We start from the raw sequence: 18,192 nt of genomic DNA on the forward strand, positions 1-18,192 counted from the left end.
AGATAGCCGCGAGCGTACGCCCGACAGGGTTGTCGGGACGAGCCGTTCGCGGCGAGGCGCCTCTATAACGCAATTACCCCCCAAACGTCGATGGCGCGCCGAAACGTCGCTTGATCGCCGCCGCCAAGGCGTCCCGGACCTCGCGGTAGGCCTCTAGGCGCGCCTCGCGGGAGCCGTCTGTCAGGGTGGGGTCGTGAGTCGGCCAGTACTCGATCTCGACCGCCCGATCACGGGAAAGCTCGACTGCCCGATGCTGCGCTTCCGGAGTCAGTGAGACGACGACATCGAAGCTGTCGTCCTCAAGCTGCGCGAACGTCTTGGGCCTGTGATCGGAGACATCCAGACCCAGCTCGTCCATGACCACCACAACGAAGGGGTCGATCCCCTCCCCGGCCGGATCAGACTTGAGCCCACAGGAGTCGACATAGGCTCGCGTCCCATAGAATCGCTTGAACAGCCCCTCGGCCATCGGCGAGCGCACGCGGTTGTAGTTGCAGGTGAACAGCACCGCGTCCGGCAACGACTGGGGCACGGTCAGCCCCGCCAGTGCAGCGCGCAGATCAGGGTGAACAGGCGACGCGCCGTATCAAGGTCGGTCTTGACCTTGCCCTCCAGCCGCTCGCGCAGGAGGTTGGAGCCCTCGTTGTGCAGGCCCCGTCGCCCCATGTCCAAGGCTTCGATCTGCTGGGGCGAAGAGTTGCGGATGGCCGAGTAGTAGCTGTCGCAGATCAGGAAATAGTCCTTGATCACGCCACGAAACGGCGAGAGCGACAGTAGGTGGCGGCGCGCGTGACCGGCGCTTGCAATGTCGAACGCCAGGCGGTTCTCGATCAGCGACAGGCGCACATCGTAGGGGCCCTCGCCGGCTTCGGCGGGCTCGAAGTAGTTGCCCTCAAGCAGATCGAAGATCGCGACCTGGCGCTCCTGCTCCTGGTCGCGCGAAGCGGCCGCGAGGCTTTCCTCGTCGATCTCGATCGACTTGATCCGGTGGTTGGCGCGGGCGTCGGTGCTCATCTGGCGCAGGAGGTTCGCGCGTCAGTCGCCGCTTGGCAACCTCACTGACGCAGACAAGGCGTGCGCCGGCAGCCCTTCAGCCTTGGCCAGGGCCACCGTGTGCGGTCCGAGCACGGCGAACGAGGCTGGATCGCACTTCACGATCGAGGTGCGCTTGATGAAGTCGTAGATCGACAGGCCCGACTGGAACCGCGCCGCGCGGCTGGTCGGCAGCACGTGGTTGGAGCCCGCGACATAGTCGCCGATGGCTTCGGGCGTGACACGGCCCAGGAAGATCGCGCCGGCGTGCCGCACCCGGTCGGACAGGCGCTCAGGATTGTCGAGCGCGAACTCGACGTGCTCGGGCGCGATGGCGTCGACCAGGGTCGGACTCTCGTCCAACGGGGCGATGATCACCGCCCCGTGGTCGCGCCACGAGGCCGCAGCGTCCTCGCCTGTGGCTAGAGTCTTGAGGCGCTCGGCGATGGCCTCTTCGACCGCCGCGGCGAAGACCTCATCATCGGTGATCAGAATCGACTGGGCGGCTGGGTCGTGTTCGGCCTGGCTGAGCAGGTCGGCGGCGATCCAGTCAGGATTGTTCTTGTTGTCGGCGACCACGACGATCTCCGAGGGGCCAGCCAGGGCGTCGATGCCCACCACGCCGTAAAGGCGGCGCTTGGCGGCGGTGACATAGGCGTTGCCGGGACCGACGATCTTGTCGACCGGCTGGATGGGTCCCGCGCCATAGGCCAGGGCGGCGACGGCCTGGGCCCCGCCTACGCGCCAGATCTCGGTGACGCCGGCTTCCTTGGCGGCGGCCAGCACGGCCGGCTGCAGCTTGCCGGGCGGGGTGACCATGGCGATGCGGTCGACACCGGCGACCTGGGCCGGGACGGCGTTCATCAGCACGGTCGAGGGATAGGCCGCGCGACCGCCGGGCACATAGACCCCCACGGCCTCCAGCGGCGTCCAGCGCCATCCCAGCTCAACGCCGGCCTCGTCGGTCCAGGCCTGGTCGGCCGGACGCTGGCGGCTGTGATAGGCGCGAATGCGAGCGGCGGCGAAGGCGATGGCCTCGCGGACGTCCGCCGGCGTCTCGGCCGCGCCGGCCTCGATCTCCTCGGCGGTCACGCCGATGGTCTCGGCCGTCAGGTCGACCTTGTCGAAGCGGCGGCTGTAGTCGAGCAGCGCCTCGATCCCCTGCGTACGGACGGCCTCAAGCACGCCAGCGACGGCGGCGTCGACATCAGCCGGCGAGCCGCGACGCTCGTCGAGGAACGCCTTGAAGGCGGTCTGGAAATCGGGGTCGGAAAACAGGAAGCGGCGCATGGCCTGCTAGATGCGGCTTTTTCCGACCAAGGCAAGCCCGAAAGCCTACGGAATGGCGGGGTCGCGCGTCCGGAACCGGTACATCAGGGCGCCGTAGACGATGGCCGCAATAGCCAGGCCCACGAACCAGGCGTAGGTGTAGAGACCCGTCCAGATGCTCCCGACGCCCCCGAAGAGATGCGGCGCGGCGGCCGCTAGGAAGCCCGGAATATTGGGCGCGACACCCAGAAGCAGGGCCGCCACGGCGGCGGGGTTCCAACCCCCGCGATAGGCGTAAGCGCCGTCGCGGACATAGAGATCATCGACGTCCAACCGCGCCTTGCGCACGATCCAATAGTCCACGATGAGGATTCCGGCGATGGGCCCCAGCAGCGCGCCGTACCCGACCAGCCAGGTGAAGATGTAGCCCTGGGTAGTCTCCAGGAGCTTCCAGGGCATGATCAGGACGCCGATGACGGCCGTGATCCAGCCGCCCATCCGATAGCTGATCTTGCTGGGCCAAAGGGCGGAGAAGTCATAGGCCGGCCCCACCAGGTTCGCCGCGATGTTGCAGCAGACGGTGTCGAGGCTGATGATCAGCAGCCCGACCACGACAGCGATGCCGCCGATGTCGCCCGCCAGCTGGACAGGATCCCAGATCGCCTTGCCGAAGATGATCGTGGTCGCCGAGGTCGTCACCACGCTGACCAGCGCCAGCAGACCCATCGGCACGGGCAGTCCCACGGCCTGACCGATGATCTGGTCGGACTGGCGCCGCGCAAATCGCGTGAAGTCGGGAATGTTCAGCGCCAGGGTCGCCCAGAACCCGACCATGGCCGTCAGAGCGGGCGCGAACACGCTCCAGAACTGACCGGCCTTGGCCCCGCCAGCGGCGAAGGCCGACGGCTGGTGCAGGATCGGCCCCAGGCCGCCCGCCTTGTCTACGGCCCACCAGACCATCAGAGCGCAGATCAGGATCTTGATCGGCGCCGTCCAGGTTTCCAGACGTCGGATCGCCGTCAGTCCCTTGGTGACGAAGAGCAGTTGCACGCCCCAGAAGGCGAAGAAGGCCAGCAGTTGCCCGACGCCGATCCCCAGCAGCGGCAACGGCGCGCCCTCCAGCTTTCGCCCCACGATGACGCCCAGCAGGGTAAGCAGCGCCCCGCCGCCGATCCAGGTCTGGATGCCGTACCAGCCGCAGGCGACGATCGCTCGGGCTACGGCGGGGACGCGCGCGCCTTTCCAGCCGAACGAGGCCCTCGCCAGAACAGCGTAGGGAACACCCCAGCGCGCACCAGAATGGCCGATCAGCAGCATCGGCACGAGCACGATGACATTGCCAAGCAGCACAGTGAGCACCGCCTGAGAGGCCGACATGCCCTGCTCGATCAAGCCCGACGCCAGCATGTAGGCGGGCACGCAGATGACCATGCCCAGCCAGAGCGCCGCGAAATGCCACCAACGCCAGTTGCGCTGGGCCTCTACGGTCGGCGCCAGGTCTTCGTTCCAGAGGTCGCTGTCGGGCGCGCGCATACCGCTCTCCGCGGGTGCGATCGGTCCCCAACGCGCCGGCCCCCGCCGCGACGCGACCCGACCTTAGGAACGGATCGCGCGCGCTGGCAATTGGCGGGACGTCGTTATGGCGCGGTCAGGTTACGCCAGCGCTGCGTAGGCCAGCGTCGCCAGCCCGGCGCAGAACAGGAAGCTGAGCGCGACCAAGGTGGCGCGGCCCCAGTCGAAGCAGGGACCGCCGTGACGAAGCACCGGCGGCTCTGGCTTGGTGATGTCGCACGCACGGAAAAACGCAGACTGGGCTTCGCCCATCGAGTAGGCGGTCTTTCTGGCCATGAGGGCCTCCCTGACGTTCGCGCCTCTGTTGGACGCGTGATGTTAGGTTAACACCGCTCGCCCCTCGGGCGAATTGGCCGCGCGATCACTAGCGCGTGGGAAGAATCACAGGCGCCGCGCCTGCCCCTCAAAAGATCAGAAAAAAGGCGCCGCTCAGGGTTTGAGCAGGCGCCTAAATCCAAGGCTTTCAGTCTGCGTGTCCCGGGGTTCGGGATGTCGACCAAGGATCGGAGACATCCGCCAGCGCGACGTCGAGACAATCGACCGTGACCCGCATGTCGCCTCCGCCCGCAAAGGTCAGGGTCACCACGCCGGCCGGAGCCTCCTCCGCCGGCTCGAAGCTGATCGACAAAAGCTCAACCACCGCGCCCTTGGCGTCGCGGCGCACGTTGCGCGCCTGGACGCTGGTCACATCGCCGAACTGCAGGGCTGAGCGCACACGTTCGCCCCGCTTGCCCTTGCGGGCCTCCCAGCGGAAGCGATTGCAGGCGATCGTCAAGGTGCGCGCCTGAGCGTCCCAGCGGATATCGCCGATCTTGGCGATCGCGTCCTGCAGAGCCGCCGACAGGACGCTCAGATCGTCAGCGTCGTGCGCCAGCAGTCGCAAGGGCTTGGCGGCCTCGGCCATGATTACAGTTCCGCCTCGCCGTCGCCCTTGATGCGACGGACCTGGGCGCCGCACGCGCCCAGTTTCTCCTCAAGGCGCTCAAAGCCCCGATCGAGGTGATAGATGCGGCTGACCGTGGTCTCACCGCGCGCGACGAGGCCCGCGATCACCAAGCTGACCGAAGCGCGCAGGTCGGTCGCCATCACTTGCGCGCCTTCCAGCTGGTCGACGCCGCGCACCCGCGCCTCGCCGCCCGACACCGAGATGTCGGCGCCCAAGCGCATCAGTTCCGGTGCGTGCATGAACCGGTTCTCGAAGATGGTCTCGCGGATCCGGCTCTCGCCCTTGGCCGTCGTCATCAAGGCCATGAACTGCGCCTGCAGGTCGGTGGCGAAACCGGGGAACGGTGCGGTTTCGATGTCGACGGCGGTCAGGCGCTGGCCGTTACGGCGGATGATACAGCCATCGGCCGTCTCTTCGACGCTGGCGCCGGCCTCTTTGAGCTTGTCCAGCAGGGCGTCGATAAGGCCCGGACGCGCATTGCTGAGGCGAACCTCGCCGCCGGCCATGGCGGCCGCCACGGCGTAGGTGCCCATCTCGATCCGATCCGGAATGACCGCGTGCGTCGCGCCATGCAGGCGCGGAACACCGGTGATCGTCACGGTCGGCGTGCCCGCGCCCTCGACCTTGGCGCCCATGGCGTTCAGGCACTCCTGGAGGTCGACCAGTTCCGGCTCGCAGGCGGCGTTGTGGATCACAGACACGCCATCGGCCAGCACGGCGGCCAGCATGGCGTGCTCGGTGGCGCCGACCGACACGAACGGGAAGCGGATCTCCGCGCCCTTCAGGCCGCGCGGGGCCTGGGCGTAGACATAGCCCTCATGCAGGTCGATCTTGGCGCCCAGCGCCTCAATGGCCTGAAGGTGCAGATCGACCGGACGCGCGCCGATGGTGCAGCCGCCGGGCAAGGACACCTTGGCCTGGCCGGAGCGCGCCACCAGGGGCCCCAGCACGTTGAATGAGGCGCGCATCTGGCGAACCAGGTCATAGGGCGCAAAGCCGCTGGTGATCTCCGGCGCGTGCAACAAGGTCTGCTGGCCGTCCGGGCCATCGCTCTCGGTGACCTGCACGCCCAGGCGCGTCAGCAGCTTGCCCAGGAAGCGGGTGTCGGCCAGACGCGGCATGTTGGTCAGGCGCAGCGGCTCGTCGGTGAGCAGGCTGGCCGCCATCAGCTTGATGGCAGAGTTCTTGGCGCCGCTGACCGGGATCGTCCCGTTCAACTGCGCGCCGCCGATGATGGCGATGCGATCCATTAAGGTCCCTCGAACGCGCGGGGTGGGGACGCCGCGCGGTCCACATGTGAGGCGCGCGTTCTATCCGTTGCAAGAGGGCTTGCAAGGCCCTGGCGGTCTAAATCGGCGCGGAGAGATCGTAGGGACGCTCGTCAGGCCAGAACAGCGCATGAGTCGTGCTGGCCAGATCGATCGCCACCTGCGCCAGATCGATCGCCTTGCGAAGGGCCGCAAGACCATCCTCGCCGAACGCCGCCTTGCCGACCTCGGTGTCGAACTGCCCGCCGTCGCCCGACAGGCGCACCGCCACCGCCCATCCCTCGCCGCCCGGATTCGGAAACGGCGCGGAGAGCGAAAGGGTCAGCGTCCGTCTTTCGCCCGCGCCGTGAGTTATCCCCAGCAAGTTTCGAACGTCGTTATACGGCTGCGGCGCGGCCTCTGCAGCGGACACGGCGGCGTCCTCGCCGCCAAAATCCTTGCGGGTCGCGGCTTTTCGCTTGCGAAGATTGGTTCTGAGGGCCTCGGCCAGCTTGGCTTCGCGGGCCGCCTTGTCGTCGTCGATCGGCATGATCCGGGCGTGCGGCGACAAAGTTGTTCGGTCAAGACGATTTTGGGCTTGGCGTTCGCGATTCTCCTCGCTATACGCCCCCTCCTCGTCGCCGCCGTAGCTCAGTGGTAGAGCGCATCCTTGGTAAGGCTGAGGTCGGCAGTTCAATCCTGCCCGGCGGCACCATGGGGACCCAAGCAAGTTTCGTTGCTTGGGTCCCCGCCATTCCCTTCAATGTAAAATGGTCCGATGACGAGGTCGCTTGACGCGTCATAGCCGGCAAGCCGCGTATGAGCGGCGTCAGGACGCCGCCGCGGATCGTCTTTGCCCCAAAGACTTGGCCAGGTGATCGAAGACCACACGAACACGCAGGCTCGTCTTCAACTCGCGGTGCGCCACGAGCCACATCGGCACGATGATCGGCGCCATGTCGGGCAGCACACGACGTACGGCGGGCTCGGCGTCGCCGATGTCTGCAGTGATGAGACCGATCCCGACGCCGCGCTTCACCAGCTCCCACTGAACCAGGTGATTGTCGCAAACGACCGGGAAATTGCGGCTTGAAACCGGAACGCCCAGGCCATTGAGCGCCCTGATCAACACGTCCGTCGCGGCGAACCCGAGAAACTCGGCGTCGGCGAGCGCCGCGAAGTTCTGCGGCTGACCCAACTTCGCGATGTAGTCGGGCGTGGCGTACATGAAGGCGTGGTCGTCGCGGATCTTTCTGCAGACGAGCTCGGGCTGGGTCGACACCATGTTGCGGATCGCAATGTCCGCCTCGCGTCGCCTGAGGTCACTCGGCGCGTTGGTCGCGACGACCTCGATCTCCAGGCCTGGATAGGTCGCGCGCAGTTCCGAAACGATCGGCGGCAACAGGTGAGCGGCGTTGACCTCGCTGGCGCTGATCGCGATCGGACCGGCTATGGCTTCGGCCTGGCCGGATACGGCGAGCGACACCAGACTGGCCGCTTCTCCCATGCCACGCATGGCCTGTAGCACCTCGAGTCCGCTGCTGGTCAGCGCAAGACCCCGGCCCGCGCGCTCAAAGAGCACCACGCCCCACTCCGCCTCCAGCGCATCGATCTGACGGCTCAGGGTGGGCTGGCTGAGGCCCAGGGCGCGCGCCGCGGCGGAGAAAGACCCCTCCTCGGCGGCGACCAGAAAGGCCCGCGCGCGATTCCAGTCAAAACGAAGCGCTCGCCAATCCATACGTTTTTGAATATCTGAAATACGATTTTATCGAATTCATATGCGATTTTGCTTCGCGTAGCTACGGGCTCCGAAACCCGGAGAGCGCCATGAAGGCCGTTACCTGCAGACGCTACGGATCGCCCGATGTGCTCGCGATCGAGACGCTTGAACGCCCAAAGCCGAGGCGAGACGAAGTTCTGGTGCGCGTCGCGAACAGCACCGTGACATCCGGAGACACCCGACTGCGCGGGTTCCGCGGTCCGCTGCTGTTCTGGCTCCCCCTGCGTTTGGCGTTCGGCGTCTTCCGGCCCCGCCAACCGATCACCGGCATGGAATTCGCCGGAGACGTCGTTGGCCTAGGCTCGGCTGTGAAGGGGCTGCGCCCGGGCGATCGCGTCTTCGGCATGAAGCTGGGAGGCGCCAACGCCGAGTATGTCACGGTGAAGGCGACGGCCGCCTTGGCGCGCTGTCCTGACCGGCTCAGCGACGACCAATGCGCAGCCACCCCGTTCGGCGCGCTGTCGGCCCTCACCTTCGTCCGGGATACGGCGGAGCTGCGACCGGGCGAACGGATCCTGATCTACGGCGCCAGCGGCGCGGTCGGGGTCTTCGCCATCCAGCTCGCGAAGATCCTTGGAGCCCACGTCACGGCCGTCTGCAGCGCGCGCAACCTTCAGATGGTGCTCGACCTGGGAGCCGACCGCGCCCTGGACTACGCCGCCCCGGACTTCCGCCTGGAGGCCGAGGCCTATGACGTCATCCTGGACACCGTGGGCGCGACGAGGTTCAGCCAGTGCCGCCACGCCCTCGGGCCCACCGGACGACATGTCTTCGCCGAGGTCGACGGCGGTCGCCTGCTGCAGTCGCTCTGGACGAGCTTCTGCTCGGGCCCGCGCGTCCTTTGCGGCTTCTCCGCAGGCGACTCCCCGGAGGACATGAGCCTGATCGCCCGGCATCTGGATCGCGGCGTGCTGCGGCCGGTTATTGATCGCCGCTACACCATGGCCCAGATCATCGAGGCGCATCGCTATGTCGAGCTTGGCCGAAAGCGCGGCGCCGTCGTGATCCGTGTCGCCGACTAGAGCATTTTCCGATCTGTTTGGATCGGAGAAATGCTCTAGCCCTTTGTATTAACGCATTTTCTGACGACGAACCGGATCCACTTCGTCGGAAAATGCTCTAGACCTTGGATCCCGGCAACCGTCAGGTCGCCGGGCTCATCTTCCGAAGACGCCCCATCACGATGAAGATCAGCAGGCTCGTGACCAGCAGCACCGCCGCCAAGGCCAGCATGGGCGCCAACTCGCTTCCCGTGGCGTCCCGCACGACCGGCACGAGGTTCTGGGCGATGAAGCCGCCCAGATTGCCAACGGCGTTGATCGTCGCGATCCCCGCAGCCGCCCGGGGGCCGCTGAGGAAGCTGGGCGGCAGGCTCCAGAACACCGGCTGAGCGGCGAAAATCGCGGGCGCGGCGATACAGAGCATGGCGAACTTCAGCGCCGCGCCCGGCAGAATGACGCTGAGGCTCAACGCCACCGCAGCCAGCAGAACGGGTCCGGCGATGTGCCAGGCGCTGGCGCCGTGTCGCGCCGCATGGCGCGGCACGAACCACAGCGCCACCGCGACCAGCAACCAGGGAATGACATTGATGAAGCCGTTGACCGTGTTCGACACGCCAAAGGACTTCACGATGGTGGGCAACCAGTAGCTGAGACCATAGGCGCCCAGGGGCATGCCGATATAGAGGCCGGCCAGCATCAGGACGCGAGGATCGAAGATCGCCTTCCAGGCGCCGCGATGATCGTCGACCTCCCCGCCCCGCTCAGCCGCGAGCGTCGAAGCCAGCCAGGACTTTTCGACATCCGGAAGCCAACGAGCGTCCGAAGGACCGCTCGGCAGCCGCCAGAGCACATAGGGCGCCAGAAGGACCGCCGGGGCCCCTGTCACCAGGAAGACCCATTGCCAGCCGGCAAGGCCGAGGAAACCGTCCATCCCCAGCAGAAGCCCGCCGATCGCCGCGCCGACCGCATTGGCGAACGCCGAGGCGATCATGAAGAGCCCGACCATACGGGCGCGGTGCGCCTGCGGGTACCAGAGGGTCAGCACGTAGAGCACGCCGGGGAAGAACCCCGCCTCGGCCACCCCGAGCAGGAAGCGCAGGACGTAGAACATCGCCGCGTTCTGGGTGAAGCCGAGCGCCAGGGTGACCAGGCCCCAAGAGAACATGATCCGGGCGAACCACACCCGCGCGCCCACCCGCGCGAGAATCAGGTTCGCGGGCGCCTCGAACAGGAAGTAGCCGATGAAGAACAACGACGCGCCGAGGCCATAGGCGGCTTCGCTCAGACCCAGCGCCGAGACCATGTCGAGCTTGGCGTAGGAGACGTTCTGCCGGTCGATATAGGCGATCAGGTACATCAGGCAGAACAGCGGCATCAGCCGCCGCGTGACACGCCCGACGGTGGCGCGCTCCAGGTCGCTGGACGAGTCGGACATGGCGTTCTCCTAGAAGGCGGAGCCGGCGGCGGGCGGCGGTGCGGTCGACTCGCGCTCGATGAGCGCGTGGTCGAGGATATGGTCGGCGGCGATGGGCGCGTCGGAACGCACCGCCCGGATCAGCCGATCCAGCGCCACCGCCGCCATCTGGCGAACGGGCTGGCGGATGGTCGTCAGCGGCGGCCAGAGCGTCGTGGCGACGGTCGTGTCGTCGAAGCCGACCACGGTCAGGTCGCCAGGCACGTCGAGATGTCGGCGGTGAGCGACGGACACGGCCGCCGCAGCCATGTCGTCATTGCTGGCGAAAATCGCCGACAGCGGCGCTCCGCCATCCAGCAGCGCCTCGGCGGCCGCAAGGCCGGAGGCGTAGGTGAAGCCGCCCTGTGCGACGACAAGTTCGGCCCCAGGCGTCCCCGCGATCGCCGCCCGCGCGCCCTCCAGGCGCTCGGCGCTGGCGGTCTGGTCCGGGTTGCCCGTGATGAAGCCGATGCGCCGGTGGCCCAGCGCCAGAAGCCGCCCGGTCATGGCGAGGCTGGCGGCGTGATCGTCGATGCGAACATTGATGGCGTCAGCCACCGGCCGAGCCGCCGCGACCACGGCGATCGGAAGGCCCGCCGCCCGCAGGAGGTCACGCGCCGCTGCGGACTCGCCAAGCGGCGGCGCCAGTACGACGCCCTGCACTCCCGCTCGCACCATGTTTTCAAGCTCGGGCGCCGACGGCGGATTGCCGTCCTCACCGCGCACCAGGATCAGCCGCGCGCCTGCGCTCGTCGCCTCCTCGAAGACGCCAATGAGGAAATCGCTCATGAACGCGGCGCTGGGGTTGGAGTAAACCACCCCGATGCGCAGCTCGCCGTCCATCACTAGGTTGCGCGCGGTCAGGTTGGGCTGGAAGTTCAGGTCGCGGATCGCGGCGAGCACAGTCTGGCGAGTGTCCTCGCGGACCTTGGCCTCGTGGTTCATCACCCGAGACACCGTCATCCGCGAGACGCCGGCGCGCTTGGCGACATCAGCCATCGTCGCGCCCCGGATGCGTTCCGGCCGGTTCAAGGCCGCAGCCCCATAGCGCGTTGGGCCTTGGCCCCCGTGGTCACCAGAATCGTCATTCAAACCTCGGCCTCCCCAGTCGCGAACCGCCAGGCGAGTCCTTAGCGGAAAGAAAGTCGCCCGGACCACGACTCGACGCAGGTCGATCGGATCCGGACGGGGCCGCCCCGGGGAGGAGCATGCGGACGGCCCGGGACGTCTAGAAGGCGTAGCGGACCCCCACGTGGTAGAAGCGGCCCAACAGGTCGTAGAGCGCCGGATTGGCGTCGAGGCCGGTGTTGGTCTGCGGCGACGGCGTCGGATCGCGGTTCGGCAGGTTGTCGACCTTCTTGCTGAACAGGCTTGCTGAACAGGCAGACCCCCTTTGATCTCGGCATCGCCGAGGCCACGGCCAAGGCGCACATGACCGCGCTGATGCGCAAGCTCAACGTCCACAACCGAACCCAGGCCGCCCTCGCCGTTCAGGCGCTGCGTGGGCGGCGGACCGCCCAGCAGGCCTGATGCGTCGTCAGCCTAGGCCAGCGGCTCGAGCTCAATGAGAACGACGTCGTTGGCCCGCATGGGCAGATCGACGACGGTTTCTCCAGACACCTTCAATGCCTTTTCGATCTCCGGCCGGTCTTCGGTCAGAGCCTGCAGCGATTGCAGCTGCGACTCCGTCAGAGTCGTGGGCGAGCCCATATCGATATAGGCGCTGTAGGCGTCGTTGCGGCGGTAGCCGACGCGGCGGACACGAAGCTTGTAGCGTCCCGGCTTGAGGCTCGTCAGCCGGACCTTGAGCGGTTCGACGTCCGATGCGGGGTGAAGCTTCGTATAGAACGGCCGGTTGCTGACCTTCTGATCGGGTTGACGCCAAGCATAGGCCACGATCGCGACGCGATCACCATCGAGCGCGGCGAAGACCTGATCGTCAGCGCAGACCAGCTCCCGCCCCTTCAGCGCATTCAGGTACTTGTAGGCGAACCAGGACGGCTTGCGGATCCCCTGCGGGTTCATCAGACCAAAGCCGCCCTGGAAGGGCGCCGTCGGAGGCCCCGGCTCCTCGAAGAGATCCGAATAGGTCCAATAGCTCATGGCCTGGACCAGGCCCTTCACCCGCCGCAGCTTCTCGACGATGTAGGCGGCGCTGACATAGCTGTCGTGGACGCTGTCGCGCGGGGTGTAGCTGGTGCTCCATTCGGTGAAGTAGAGCGGCAGTCCCGGGAAGGCCGAGGCCTCGATCTGCTCCCGAACGCGGCGCACATCCCCGACGACCGCGTCCGGTGACGGCGAGAGCTTGGTGTCCTGCACGCCCTTCTCGTCGAGAAAGCCGCCATCGACGCCGTAGGTATGGGTGGTGACGAAGTCGACGGCCGAACCGCTCTTCTTCACATGGGCCAGGAACTCCGGAACCCACGCCGCGCCGGCCGTGGCGGGCCCGCCGACCCGCAGGCTCGGATCGATCGCCTTGATGGCGCGGGCGGTGACGTCATAAAGCTCGAAATAGGCCGCTTGGTCCGCCTTCTCCCAGAAGCCGTCGAGATTGGGCTCGTTCCAGACCTCGAAGAACCAGGTCCGCACCTCCTCGACGCCATAGCGGGCGCGCAGGTGGTGGACAAAGGCGTCGATCAGGTCGCGCCAGGGACCAAGCTTGGGGTGGGAGGTGTTACCCTTCCAGTAGAAGATCGTCTGATCCGACGTCTTCATCGCCTCGGGCGTGAAACCCAGCTCGACGAAGGGCTTGATCCCCTTGGCCAGCAGGGCGTCGTACAGCTGGTCGATCTTGGTCCAGTCGTAGACGATCTTGCCGTCCTGGACCTTCACCGTGCCCAGCACGTCGTGGAAGATCGCGTGGAAGCGAATGTAGCGGAAGCCCAGCTCGTCGACGGTGGTCTTCAGCTGCGCCTGGCTGTCCTCGCGGATCAGGGTGCCAGGATAGTCCGAGCCGATCGACAGATCGAAGAAGCGATCAACGGGCCCTGCCGCCCGGCGGAGATCCAGATCAATGACCCGAGCGCCGGGGCCGGCGTTCGCCACAACCGGCAGGCTCGACAAACCCGCCACGATGGCTCGGCGTGATAGCGACATCCGTTTCCTCCACGTCTTTGGAGTAACGGCTACACGGCAATGATAGCGCTATCAATTGTTATGTACGATAAATGGGAGCGACCCGGCCGAAGCGGCCGCTCCCACTGGCCTCAGAGGGCGGCCTTGTACAGCGCCAGCAGTTCGCTCCAGGCCTTCTCCGCCGCAGGCTCGTTGTAGGCCTGGCTGCCCGGCACGGTCCAACCGTGGTTGGCGCCGACATAGACCTCGACCGTAGCCTTGATCTTGGCCTCGGCGAACGCGGCCTTGAGCTTGTCCTTGGACGTCGGATCACGCTTGTCGTCGTTGTCGGCGACGGCGACGAGATAGTCGGCCTTGGTCTTCGGGATCAGCAATTGCGGGCTGTCTGGCCCGTCTGCGGTCAGACCGCCGCCATGGAAGCTGACCACAGCGCCGATGCGCGTGGGGTTCGAGCCGGCGGTGCGGAAGGCCAGCGGCCCGCCCATGCAGTAGCCCTGAACGCCGACGCGCTTGGCCTTGTTGGTCTGCGGCTGAGCGTCGAGGAAGGCGACAAAGGCCACGGCGTCGGTGACCGCCGTGGTCGGCGTCACGGTCCTGGCCAGGGCCGAGATCGTTTCGCGATCCTGGGGATTGGCGAAGCTCATCGCCCCTTCCATCACCGGCGCCTTCTTGGTCCGGTAATAGAGGTTGGGGACCAGGACGACATAGCCTGACGAGGCCAGACGACGGGCCATCTGGCGGAACACCGGGCGCAGGCTCCAGATGTCGGGCCACAGCAGCACGGCGGGCCACTTGCCCTTGCCCTTGGGATAGAAGAGCGCCGCGTCGGCCTCGCCGTCCGGCGTCTTGACCGCGACGTCCTTCTCCACGACGGAATCGTCGGCGTGGGCGACTGTAGCGACGCCGGTCAGCGCGACGGTCAGCAGGCCGAACCGGCGGCGAGAGATCGTCGGATCCTGAATGAGGCCGGGGTGGATTTCGTCATCGCACATGGCGGTCTCCTCCTTAGATTTGGGACCGGCACGCTATAACCGCGTTATCCGTTCGCCTATCCACTTTACCGGGCTGCCGAATAGGTCGCCTTGCCGGGGACGAGCAGGTCCTGTTTGCGACCGTCGCACACCGCGTAGCTGAACCCGGACTGGATCGCCCAGGCTCCGACCTCGCCCGCCTTGTTTACGGCCAGGAAACCAACCTGGATGTCCTTGGCTTGGGGCTTTTTCTTCAAGATCCGCTCGACGGCCTCACGGCAGGCCGCCTCGGGCGAGCGTCCCTGGCGCATCAGTTCCACCACCAGGAAGCTGCCGACATTACGGATCACTTCTTCGCCGACACCGGTAGAGGTCGCGCCGCCCACGTCGTTGTCGACATAGAGGCCCGCGCCGATGATTGGGCTGTCGCCGACCCGGCCGCGCATCTTCCAGGCCATGCCGCTGGTGGTGCAGGCGCCGGACAGGTTTCCCTTGGCGTCGATCGCCAGCATGCCGATGGTGTCGTGGTTGCCCGCCCCGCCCGGCGTGCCGAGCCGCCCCGTGGTCTTGCCGTAGTCCAAGACCTCGCTGTTGGCTTTGGGATCGTACTTGGCGTCCTTTTTCCAGGCCTCCCAGGCGGCGCGGGACTCCGGCGTCAGCAGTTCCTCGCGCGGAAAGCCCTGCTCCAGCGCGAACTGCAGCGCTCCGGCGCCGACCAGCATGACGTGCGGAGTCTTTTCCATCACGCGGCGCGCCACCGAGATCGGGTGGGCGATATGCTCCAGCGCCGCCACCGCGCCGCAGTTGCCCAACTCGTCCATGATGCAGGCGTCCAGCGAGACGTTTCCGTCCCGATCCGGATAGCCGGCGCGGCCGACGCTGTGGTTCTTCAGGTCCTGCTCGGGAATCCGCGCGCCCGCCTCGACGGCGTCCAGCGCCCGGCCGCCCTTGGACAGGACAGCCCAAGCGGCCTGGTTCGCCGCGACACCAAAGTCCCAGGTCGAGATCACCCCGGCGCCCTGCAATCGGACGGCCCCGTCGGCGGCGAACGCCGCCTTGGCGCCCATCATGGCCGATCCCGCCAAAGACGCGCCGATAAGCCCTCTGCGATTCAGCATCGGTATGCTCCAACAGACCCGACCGAGTCCGTAACACGGCCAAACGAGAAACCATGTCCGCCCATCGCGTTCTGCTGGAAGTCTGCGTCGATACGCCCGCTGGATTGGCGGCGGCGATCGCCGGTGGCGCGGATCGCGTCGAACTCTGCTCGGCGCTCGCCCTGCAAGGCCTGACCCCAGCGCCCGGCCTGATGGCGCAGGCCGCGTCGGCGCCGATCCCGGTTTATCCGATGATCCGCCCGCGCCACGGCGACTTCTGCTACGACGCGCGCGACCTGGATGCGATGCGGCGGGATATCGACGCGGTTCGAGGCTACGGCCTGCCCGGCGTCACGATCGGCGCGAGCCAGGCCAACGGCGCCTTGGATCTAAAGGTCCTGCGCACGCTGGTGGAACAGGCCGAGGGCCTGGGCACGACGCTGCATCGCGCTTTCGACGTGGTTCCAGACATGTCCGAAGCGCTTGAGATCGCTGTCGAGCTGGGCTTCGAGCGCGTGCTGACCTCGGGCGGCACGCTGAGCGCGCTGGACGCGACAGACAGGCTCGCCGCATTGGTGGAACAGGCGGGCGAGCGTATCAGCATCATGGCTGGAGCGGGCGTCAGGCCCGGCAACATCGCCGAACTGGTGCGCCGGACGGGCGTGCGGGAGGCGCATGGCTCGTTCGGCGGTCCGGTTCCCGGCGCCGATCCGCGCTCGCAGCTCGGCGCCATGGGCTTTGTTCCGCCCGAGCTTCGCGACACCAGCCAAGCCGCCGTTGCAGAGGCGGTCAAAGCGCTGCGCGCGCTCTAAACCTCGATGATGTGCGGGATGAACCGCGAGCGGTCGCGGGTGACGCGGCTGCGATCCTCGCGTACGCCGACGCCCGCCGGCTGGTCGCCAATCACCCACGAGCCGACGACGGGATAGTTCACGCCAAACTTCGGCGGCGGCTTCAGTTCCTGACGGATCCAGCCTTCAGCGCCGTAACCCTGGTCGAGCACCCTGCCCTTGCGGCCGTCCTTCCAGAGCTCGATGTTGGCCCCCTCGCGGCTGAACAGCGGCTTGCGGGCGTAGCTGGACCCCAGACGCTCGACCTTGGGATCGTCGTCGAAATAGGTCTCCAGCAGGTTGGGGTGCCCCGGGTGCCGCTCCCAAAGCAGAGGCAGCATCGCCTTGTTCGACAGAACCGCCTTCCAGGGCGGCTCGAGGAACAGGGTCTTGGAGCCCGCGATATTGGCCGCGTAGGGCTCTCGGAGCATGTCCTCCCAGGGATACAGCTTGAACAGCGCGCCGATGATGTAGTTGTCCTGGTCGACGAAGCGGCCGTCCGCGTCGAGACCGATCGCCGTGGTCGGCACGAACTTGGGCTCAAGACCCGCCAGGCGGCCCATGTCCTCCAGGAACCGTACCGTCTGACGGTCCTCGACGAAGTCGGGATCGCTGGCGAAGTGGACAAAGCCGCCGTTCGGGAAGATCGCCTTGAACCGCTCGGCCAGCTGGTCGTGCAGGCTGTTGAACTGGTCCGTCGCCTCCGGCAGCGCGCCCTGCTGGATCATGTCCTCCAGCCACAGCCACTGGAACACGCCCGCTTCATAGATGCTGGTCGGGGTGTCGGCGTTGTACTCGTAGAGCTTGGGGGGACCGTCCCCGTCGTAGAAGAAGTCGAACCGGCCGTAGAGCGAGGGATCACGCGCGGTCCAGGAGGCGGCGACCACGTCGCGCGCCGTCTCAGGGATCTGCAGACGCGCCATCAGGGCGTCGCTTTTGACCGCATCTTCGACCAGTTCAAGGCAGAGCTTGTGCAAAGCCTCAGTCGCGGGTTCCAGATGGCCCTCGACCTCCTCCAGCGTGAAGGCGTAGGCCGCCCGCTCATCCCAGTAGCGACGGCCATCGGCGTGGCGCCATGTGAAGCCGACCGCCTCGGCCTGCTGTTCCCAGTTCGGCCGAGGTGTCAGAGATAGACGACGCATCAGGCGTCCGAGCCGTCCCGAGCAACCTTTTGCCTGTCCTCGATGGCCAGCATCGGGGCCGGCAGGGCCTCGTTCTTCGGGGCCATCAGGCGCGCCAGCACGTCCTCGGCGCCGCTCGCGCCCGGCAAGATGCCCGCCGCCGCCAGCTTGGCGTCGAGATCCGCGCCGGTCTTGCGGTCCTCAGACTCGCTGTGCAGTCGGAACTGCTCCTCGCGAACCGCCTGGCGCTCCTTGATGCGCTTCAAGCTATCGGCGGCCGAGCCGACCACGCCGCTGGCCGAACCCGAGCGCGAGATGACGGCCGCCTGCGCCTTCTGGACGCTTTCGTTGACCTTGACGATCTCGATCTCGCGGCGCAGCGCCTCGACCTTGGTGTCGGTCTGGGCGATCACCGTGCGCAGCTTTTCCTCGGCCGCGCGCAGCTCGGTCATCTGCGTCGACTTCTGGCCCGCGTCCTTTTCGAGGTCGGCGATGCGCTGGGCCACTTCCAGGGCCAGGGCCTGGTCGCCCTTGTTCATCGCCGCGCGGGCCGACGACTCGTACTTGCGCGACTGGTCGGTCAGCTGGGCGACCTCGGTCTCTAGCGCGCGGCGGCGCGCGACCAGCTTGGCCAGCTCGTCCCGGGCCTTGCCCTGAGCGCTGTCGGCGTCGCGGATTTCCTGATCCAGGATGCGCAGGGCGTTGGCGTCCACCACCGTCTGCGCGCCGTCATGCGCCGCGCCGCGGAACAGGGCCGAGAGCTTGCTCCAGATAGACATTCGAAGTTCTCCGGTCTCT

19 protein-coding genes and 1 tRNA gene are annotated in these 18,192 nt (G+C 67.0%); 4 read left to right on the forward strand and 16 right to left on the reverse strand.

Translation table 11 applies throughout. The features are described 5' to 3' along the window. Positions 1–73: 73 nt before the first annotated feature. The 8 genes from CVUC_RS06070 to CVUC_RS06105 form a co-directional block, all read right to left on the reverse strand. Positions 74–532, reverse strand: a complete 459-nt coding sequence (locus CVUC_RS06070; protein WP_010920202.1) for a low molecular weight phosphatase family protein — start codon at positions 530–532, stop codon at positions 74–76. A gap of 2 nt (positions 533–534) precedes the next feature. Continuing rightward, a complete protein-coding gene (locus CVUC_RS06075) occupies positions 535–1,014 on the reverse strand; it encodes a UPF0262 family protein (protein ID WP_096033723.1) in 480 nt (159 codons plus the stop codon). A 21-nt stretch (positions 1,015–1,035) separates the two neighbouring features. Beyond that, complete coding sequence (gene hisD / locus CVUC_RS06080) at positions 1,036–2,322, reverse strand: histidinol dehydrogenase (RefSeq protein WP_096033724.1); 1,287 nt, start codon at positions 2,320–2,322, stop codon at positions 1,036–1,038. A gap of 45 nt (positions 2,323–2,367) precedes the next feature. Beyond that, positions 2,368–3,834 (reverse strand): NCS1 family nucleobase:cation symporter-1, encoded by a 1,467-nt coding sequence (locus CVUC_RS06085; protein WP_096033725.1) that lies wholly within the window; start codon positions 3,832–3,834, stop codon positions 2,368–2,370. A 120-nt stretch (positions 3,835–3,954) separates the two neighbouring features. Then, positions 3,955–4,149 carry a hypothetical protein gene (locus CVUC_RS06090; RefSeq protein WP_010920206.1) on the reverse strand — a complete coding sequence of 65 codons (195 nt, stop codon included), beginning with the start codon at positions 4,147–4,149 and terminating at the stop codon, positions 3,955–3,957. Between the two features lie 187 nt (positions 4,150–4,336). Then, a complete protein-coding gene (locus CVUC_RS06095; protein WP_096033726.1) occupies positions 4,337–4,777 on the reverse strand; it encodes a DUF2948 family protein in 441 nt (146 codons plus the stop codon). 2 nt (positions 4,778–4,779) lie between these two features. After that, entirely contained in the window at positions 4,780–6,069 is a 1,290-nt protein-coding gene (murA, locus tag CVUC_RS06100) for a UDP-N-acetylglucosamine 1-carboxyvinyltransferase (RefSeq protein ID WP_096033727.1), read from the reverse strand. Between the two features lie 97 nt (positions 6,070–6,166). Next, on the reverse strand, positions 6,167–6,616 hold the full coding sequence (locus CVUC_RS06105) for a hypothetical protein (protein WP_096034789.1): 450 nt from the start codon (positions 6,614–6,616) through the stop codon (positions 6,167–6,169). A gap of 90 nt (positions 6,617–6,706) precedes the next feature. On the opposite strand from CVUC_RS06105, the gene CVUC_RS06110 reads away from it, so the two are divergent. Next, positions 6,707–6,781: transfer RNA gene (locus CVUC_RS06110), tRNA-Thr, on the forward strand. A 114-nt stretch (positions 6,782–6,895) separates the two neighbouring features. Here CVUC_RS06110 and CVUC_RS06115 read toward each other — a convergent pair. After that, a complete protein-coding gene (locus tag CVUC_RS06115) occupies positions 6,896–7,804 on the reverse strand; it encodes a LysR family transcriptional regulator (protein WP_096033728.1) in 909 nt (302 codons plus the stop codon). Between the two features lie 89 nt (positions 7,805–7,893). Between CVUC_RS06115 and CVUC_RS06120 the strand changes: the two genes are divergently transcribed. Further along, positions 7,894–8,868, forward strand: coding sequence for an NAD(P)-dependent alcohol dehydrogenase (locus tag CVUC_RS06120; RefSeq protein WP_096033729.1), 975 nt, complete (start codon positions 7,894–7,896; stop codon positions 8,866–8,868). Positions 8,869–8,989: 121 nt separating this feature from the next. Here the strand turns inward: CVUC_RS06120 and CVUC_RS06125 are convergent, their stop codons facing one another. Together CVUC_RS06125 and CVUC_RS06130 are read right to left on the reverse strand one after the other, a co-directional pair. Continuing rightward, positions 8,990–10,282: an MFS transporter gene (locus CVUC_RS06125; RefSeq protein ID WP_096033730.1), complete on the reverse strand. Its 1,293-nt coding sequence runs from the start codon at positions 10,280–10,282 to the stop codon at positions 8,990–8,992. Between the two features lie 9 nt (positions 10,283–10,291). Then, the gene (locus CVUC_RS06130) at positions 10,292–11,332 is read right to left on the reverse strand and encodes a LacI family DNA-binding transcriptional regulator (protein ID WP_012640475.1); all 1,041 of its coding nucleotides are present in this window, start codon (positions 11,330–11,332) and stop codon (positions 10,292–10,294) included. Positions 11,333–11,671: 339 nt separating this feature from the next. Between CVUC_RS06130 and CVUC_RS06135 the strand changes: the two genes are divergently transcribed. Continuing rightward, positions 11,672–11,830 (forward strand): LuxR C-terminal-related transcriptional regulator, encoded by a 159-nt coding sequence (locus tag CVUC_RS06135; RefSeq protein WP_012640476.1) that lies wholly within the window; start codon positions 11,672–11,674, stop codon positions 11,828–11,830. A gap of 12 nt (positions 11,831–11,842) precedes the next feature. Here CVUC_RS06135 and CVUC_RS06140 read toward each other — a convergent pair whose 3' ends face one another. The 3 genes from CVUC_RS06140 to CVUC_RS06150 all read right to left on the reverse strand — a co-directional run bounded on the left by CVUC_RS06140 (position 11,843) and on the right by CVUC_RS06150 (position 15,464). Then, complete coding sequence (locus CVUC_RS06140) at positions 11,843–13,345, reverse strand: GH39 family glycosyl hydrolase (RefSeq protein ID WP_096034790.1); 1,503 nt, start codon at positions 13,343–13,345, stop codon at positions 11,843–11,845. 161 nt (positions 13,346–13,506) lie between these two features. Next, positions 13,507–14,367, reverse strand: a complete 861-nt coding sequence (locus tag CVUC_RS06145) for a dienelactone hydrolase family protein (RefSeq protein ID WP_096033731.1) — start codon at positions 14,365–14,367, stop codon at positions 13,507–13,509. A 65-nt stretch (positions 14,368–14,432) separates the two neighbouring features. Beyond that, positions 14,433–15,464, reverse strand: coding sequence for a N(4)-(beta-N-acetylglucosaminyl)-L-asparaginase (locus tag CVUC_RS06150; RefSeq protein WP_096033732.1), 1,032 nt, complete (start codon positions 15,462–15,464; stop codon positions 14,433–14,435). Between the two features lie 53 nt (positions 15,465–15,517). Between CVUC_RS06150 and CVUC_RS06155 the strand changes: the two genes are divergently transcribed. Beyond that, complete coding sequence (locus CVUC_RS06155; RefSeq protein ID WP_096033733.1) at positions 15,518–16,255, forward strand: copper homeostasis protein CutC; 738 nt, start codon at positions 15,518–15,520, stop codon at positions 16,253–16,255. Here the strand turns inward: CVUC_RS06155 and CVUC_RS06160 are convergent. Next, positions 16,252–17,415: a glutathionylspermidine synthase family protein gene (locus CVUC_RS06160; RefSeq protein ID WP_096033734.1), complete on the reverse strand. Its 1,164-nt coding sequence runs from the start codon at positions 17,413–17,415 to the stop codon at positions 16,252–16,254. The genes CVUC_RS06155 and CVUC_RS06160 overlap by 4 nt on opposite strands. Next, positions 17,415–18,173, reverse strand: a complete 759-nt coding sequence (locus tag CVUC_RS06165) for a PspA/IM30 family protein (RefSeq protein ID WP_010920220.1) — start codon at positions 18,171–18,173, stop codon at positions 17,415–17,417. Before CVUC_RS06165 ends, CVUC_RS06160 begins: the two co-directional genes overlap by 1 nt. Between the last annotated feature and the right edge of the window lie 19 nt (positions 18,174–18,192).

The sequence above is a fragment of the Caulobacter vibrioides genome, from assembly GCF_002858865.1.
In the GTDB taxonomy this organism is placed as follows: domain Bacteria; phylum Pseudomonadota; class Alphaproteobacteria; order Caulobacterales; family Caulobacteraceae; genus Caulobacter; species Caulobacter vibrioides.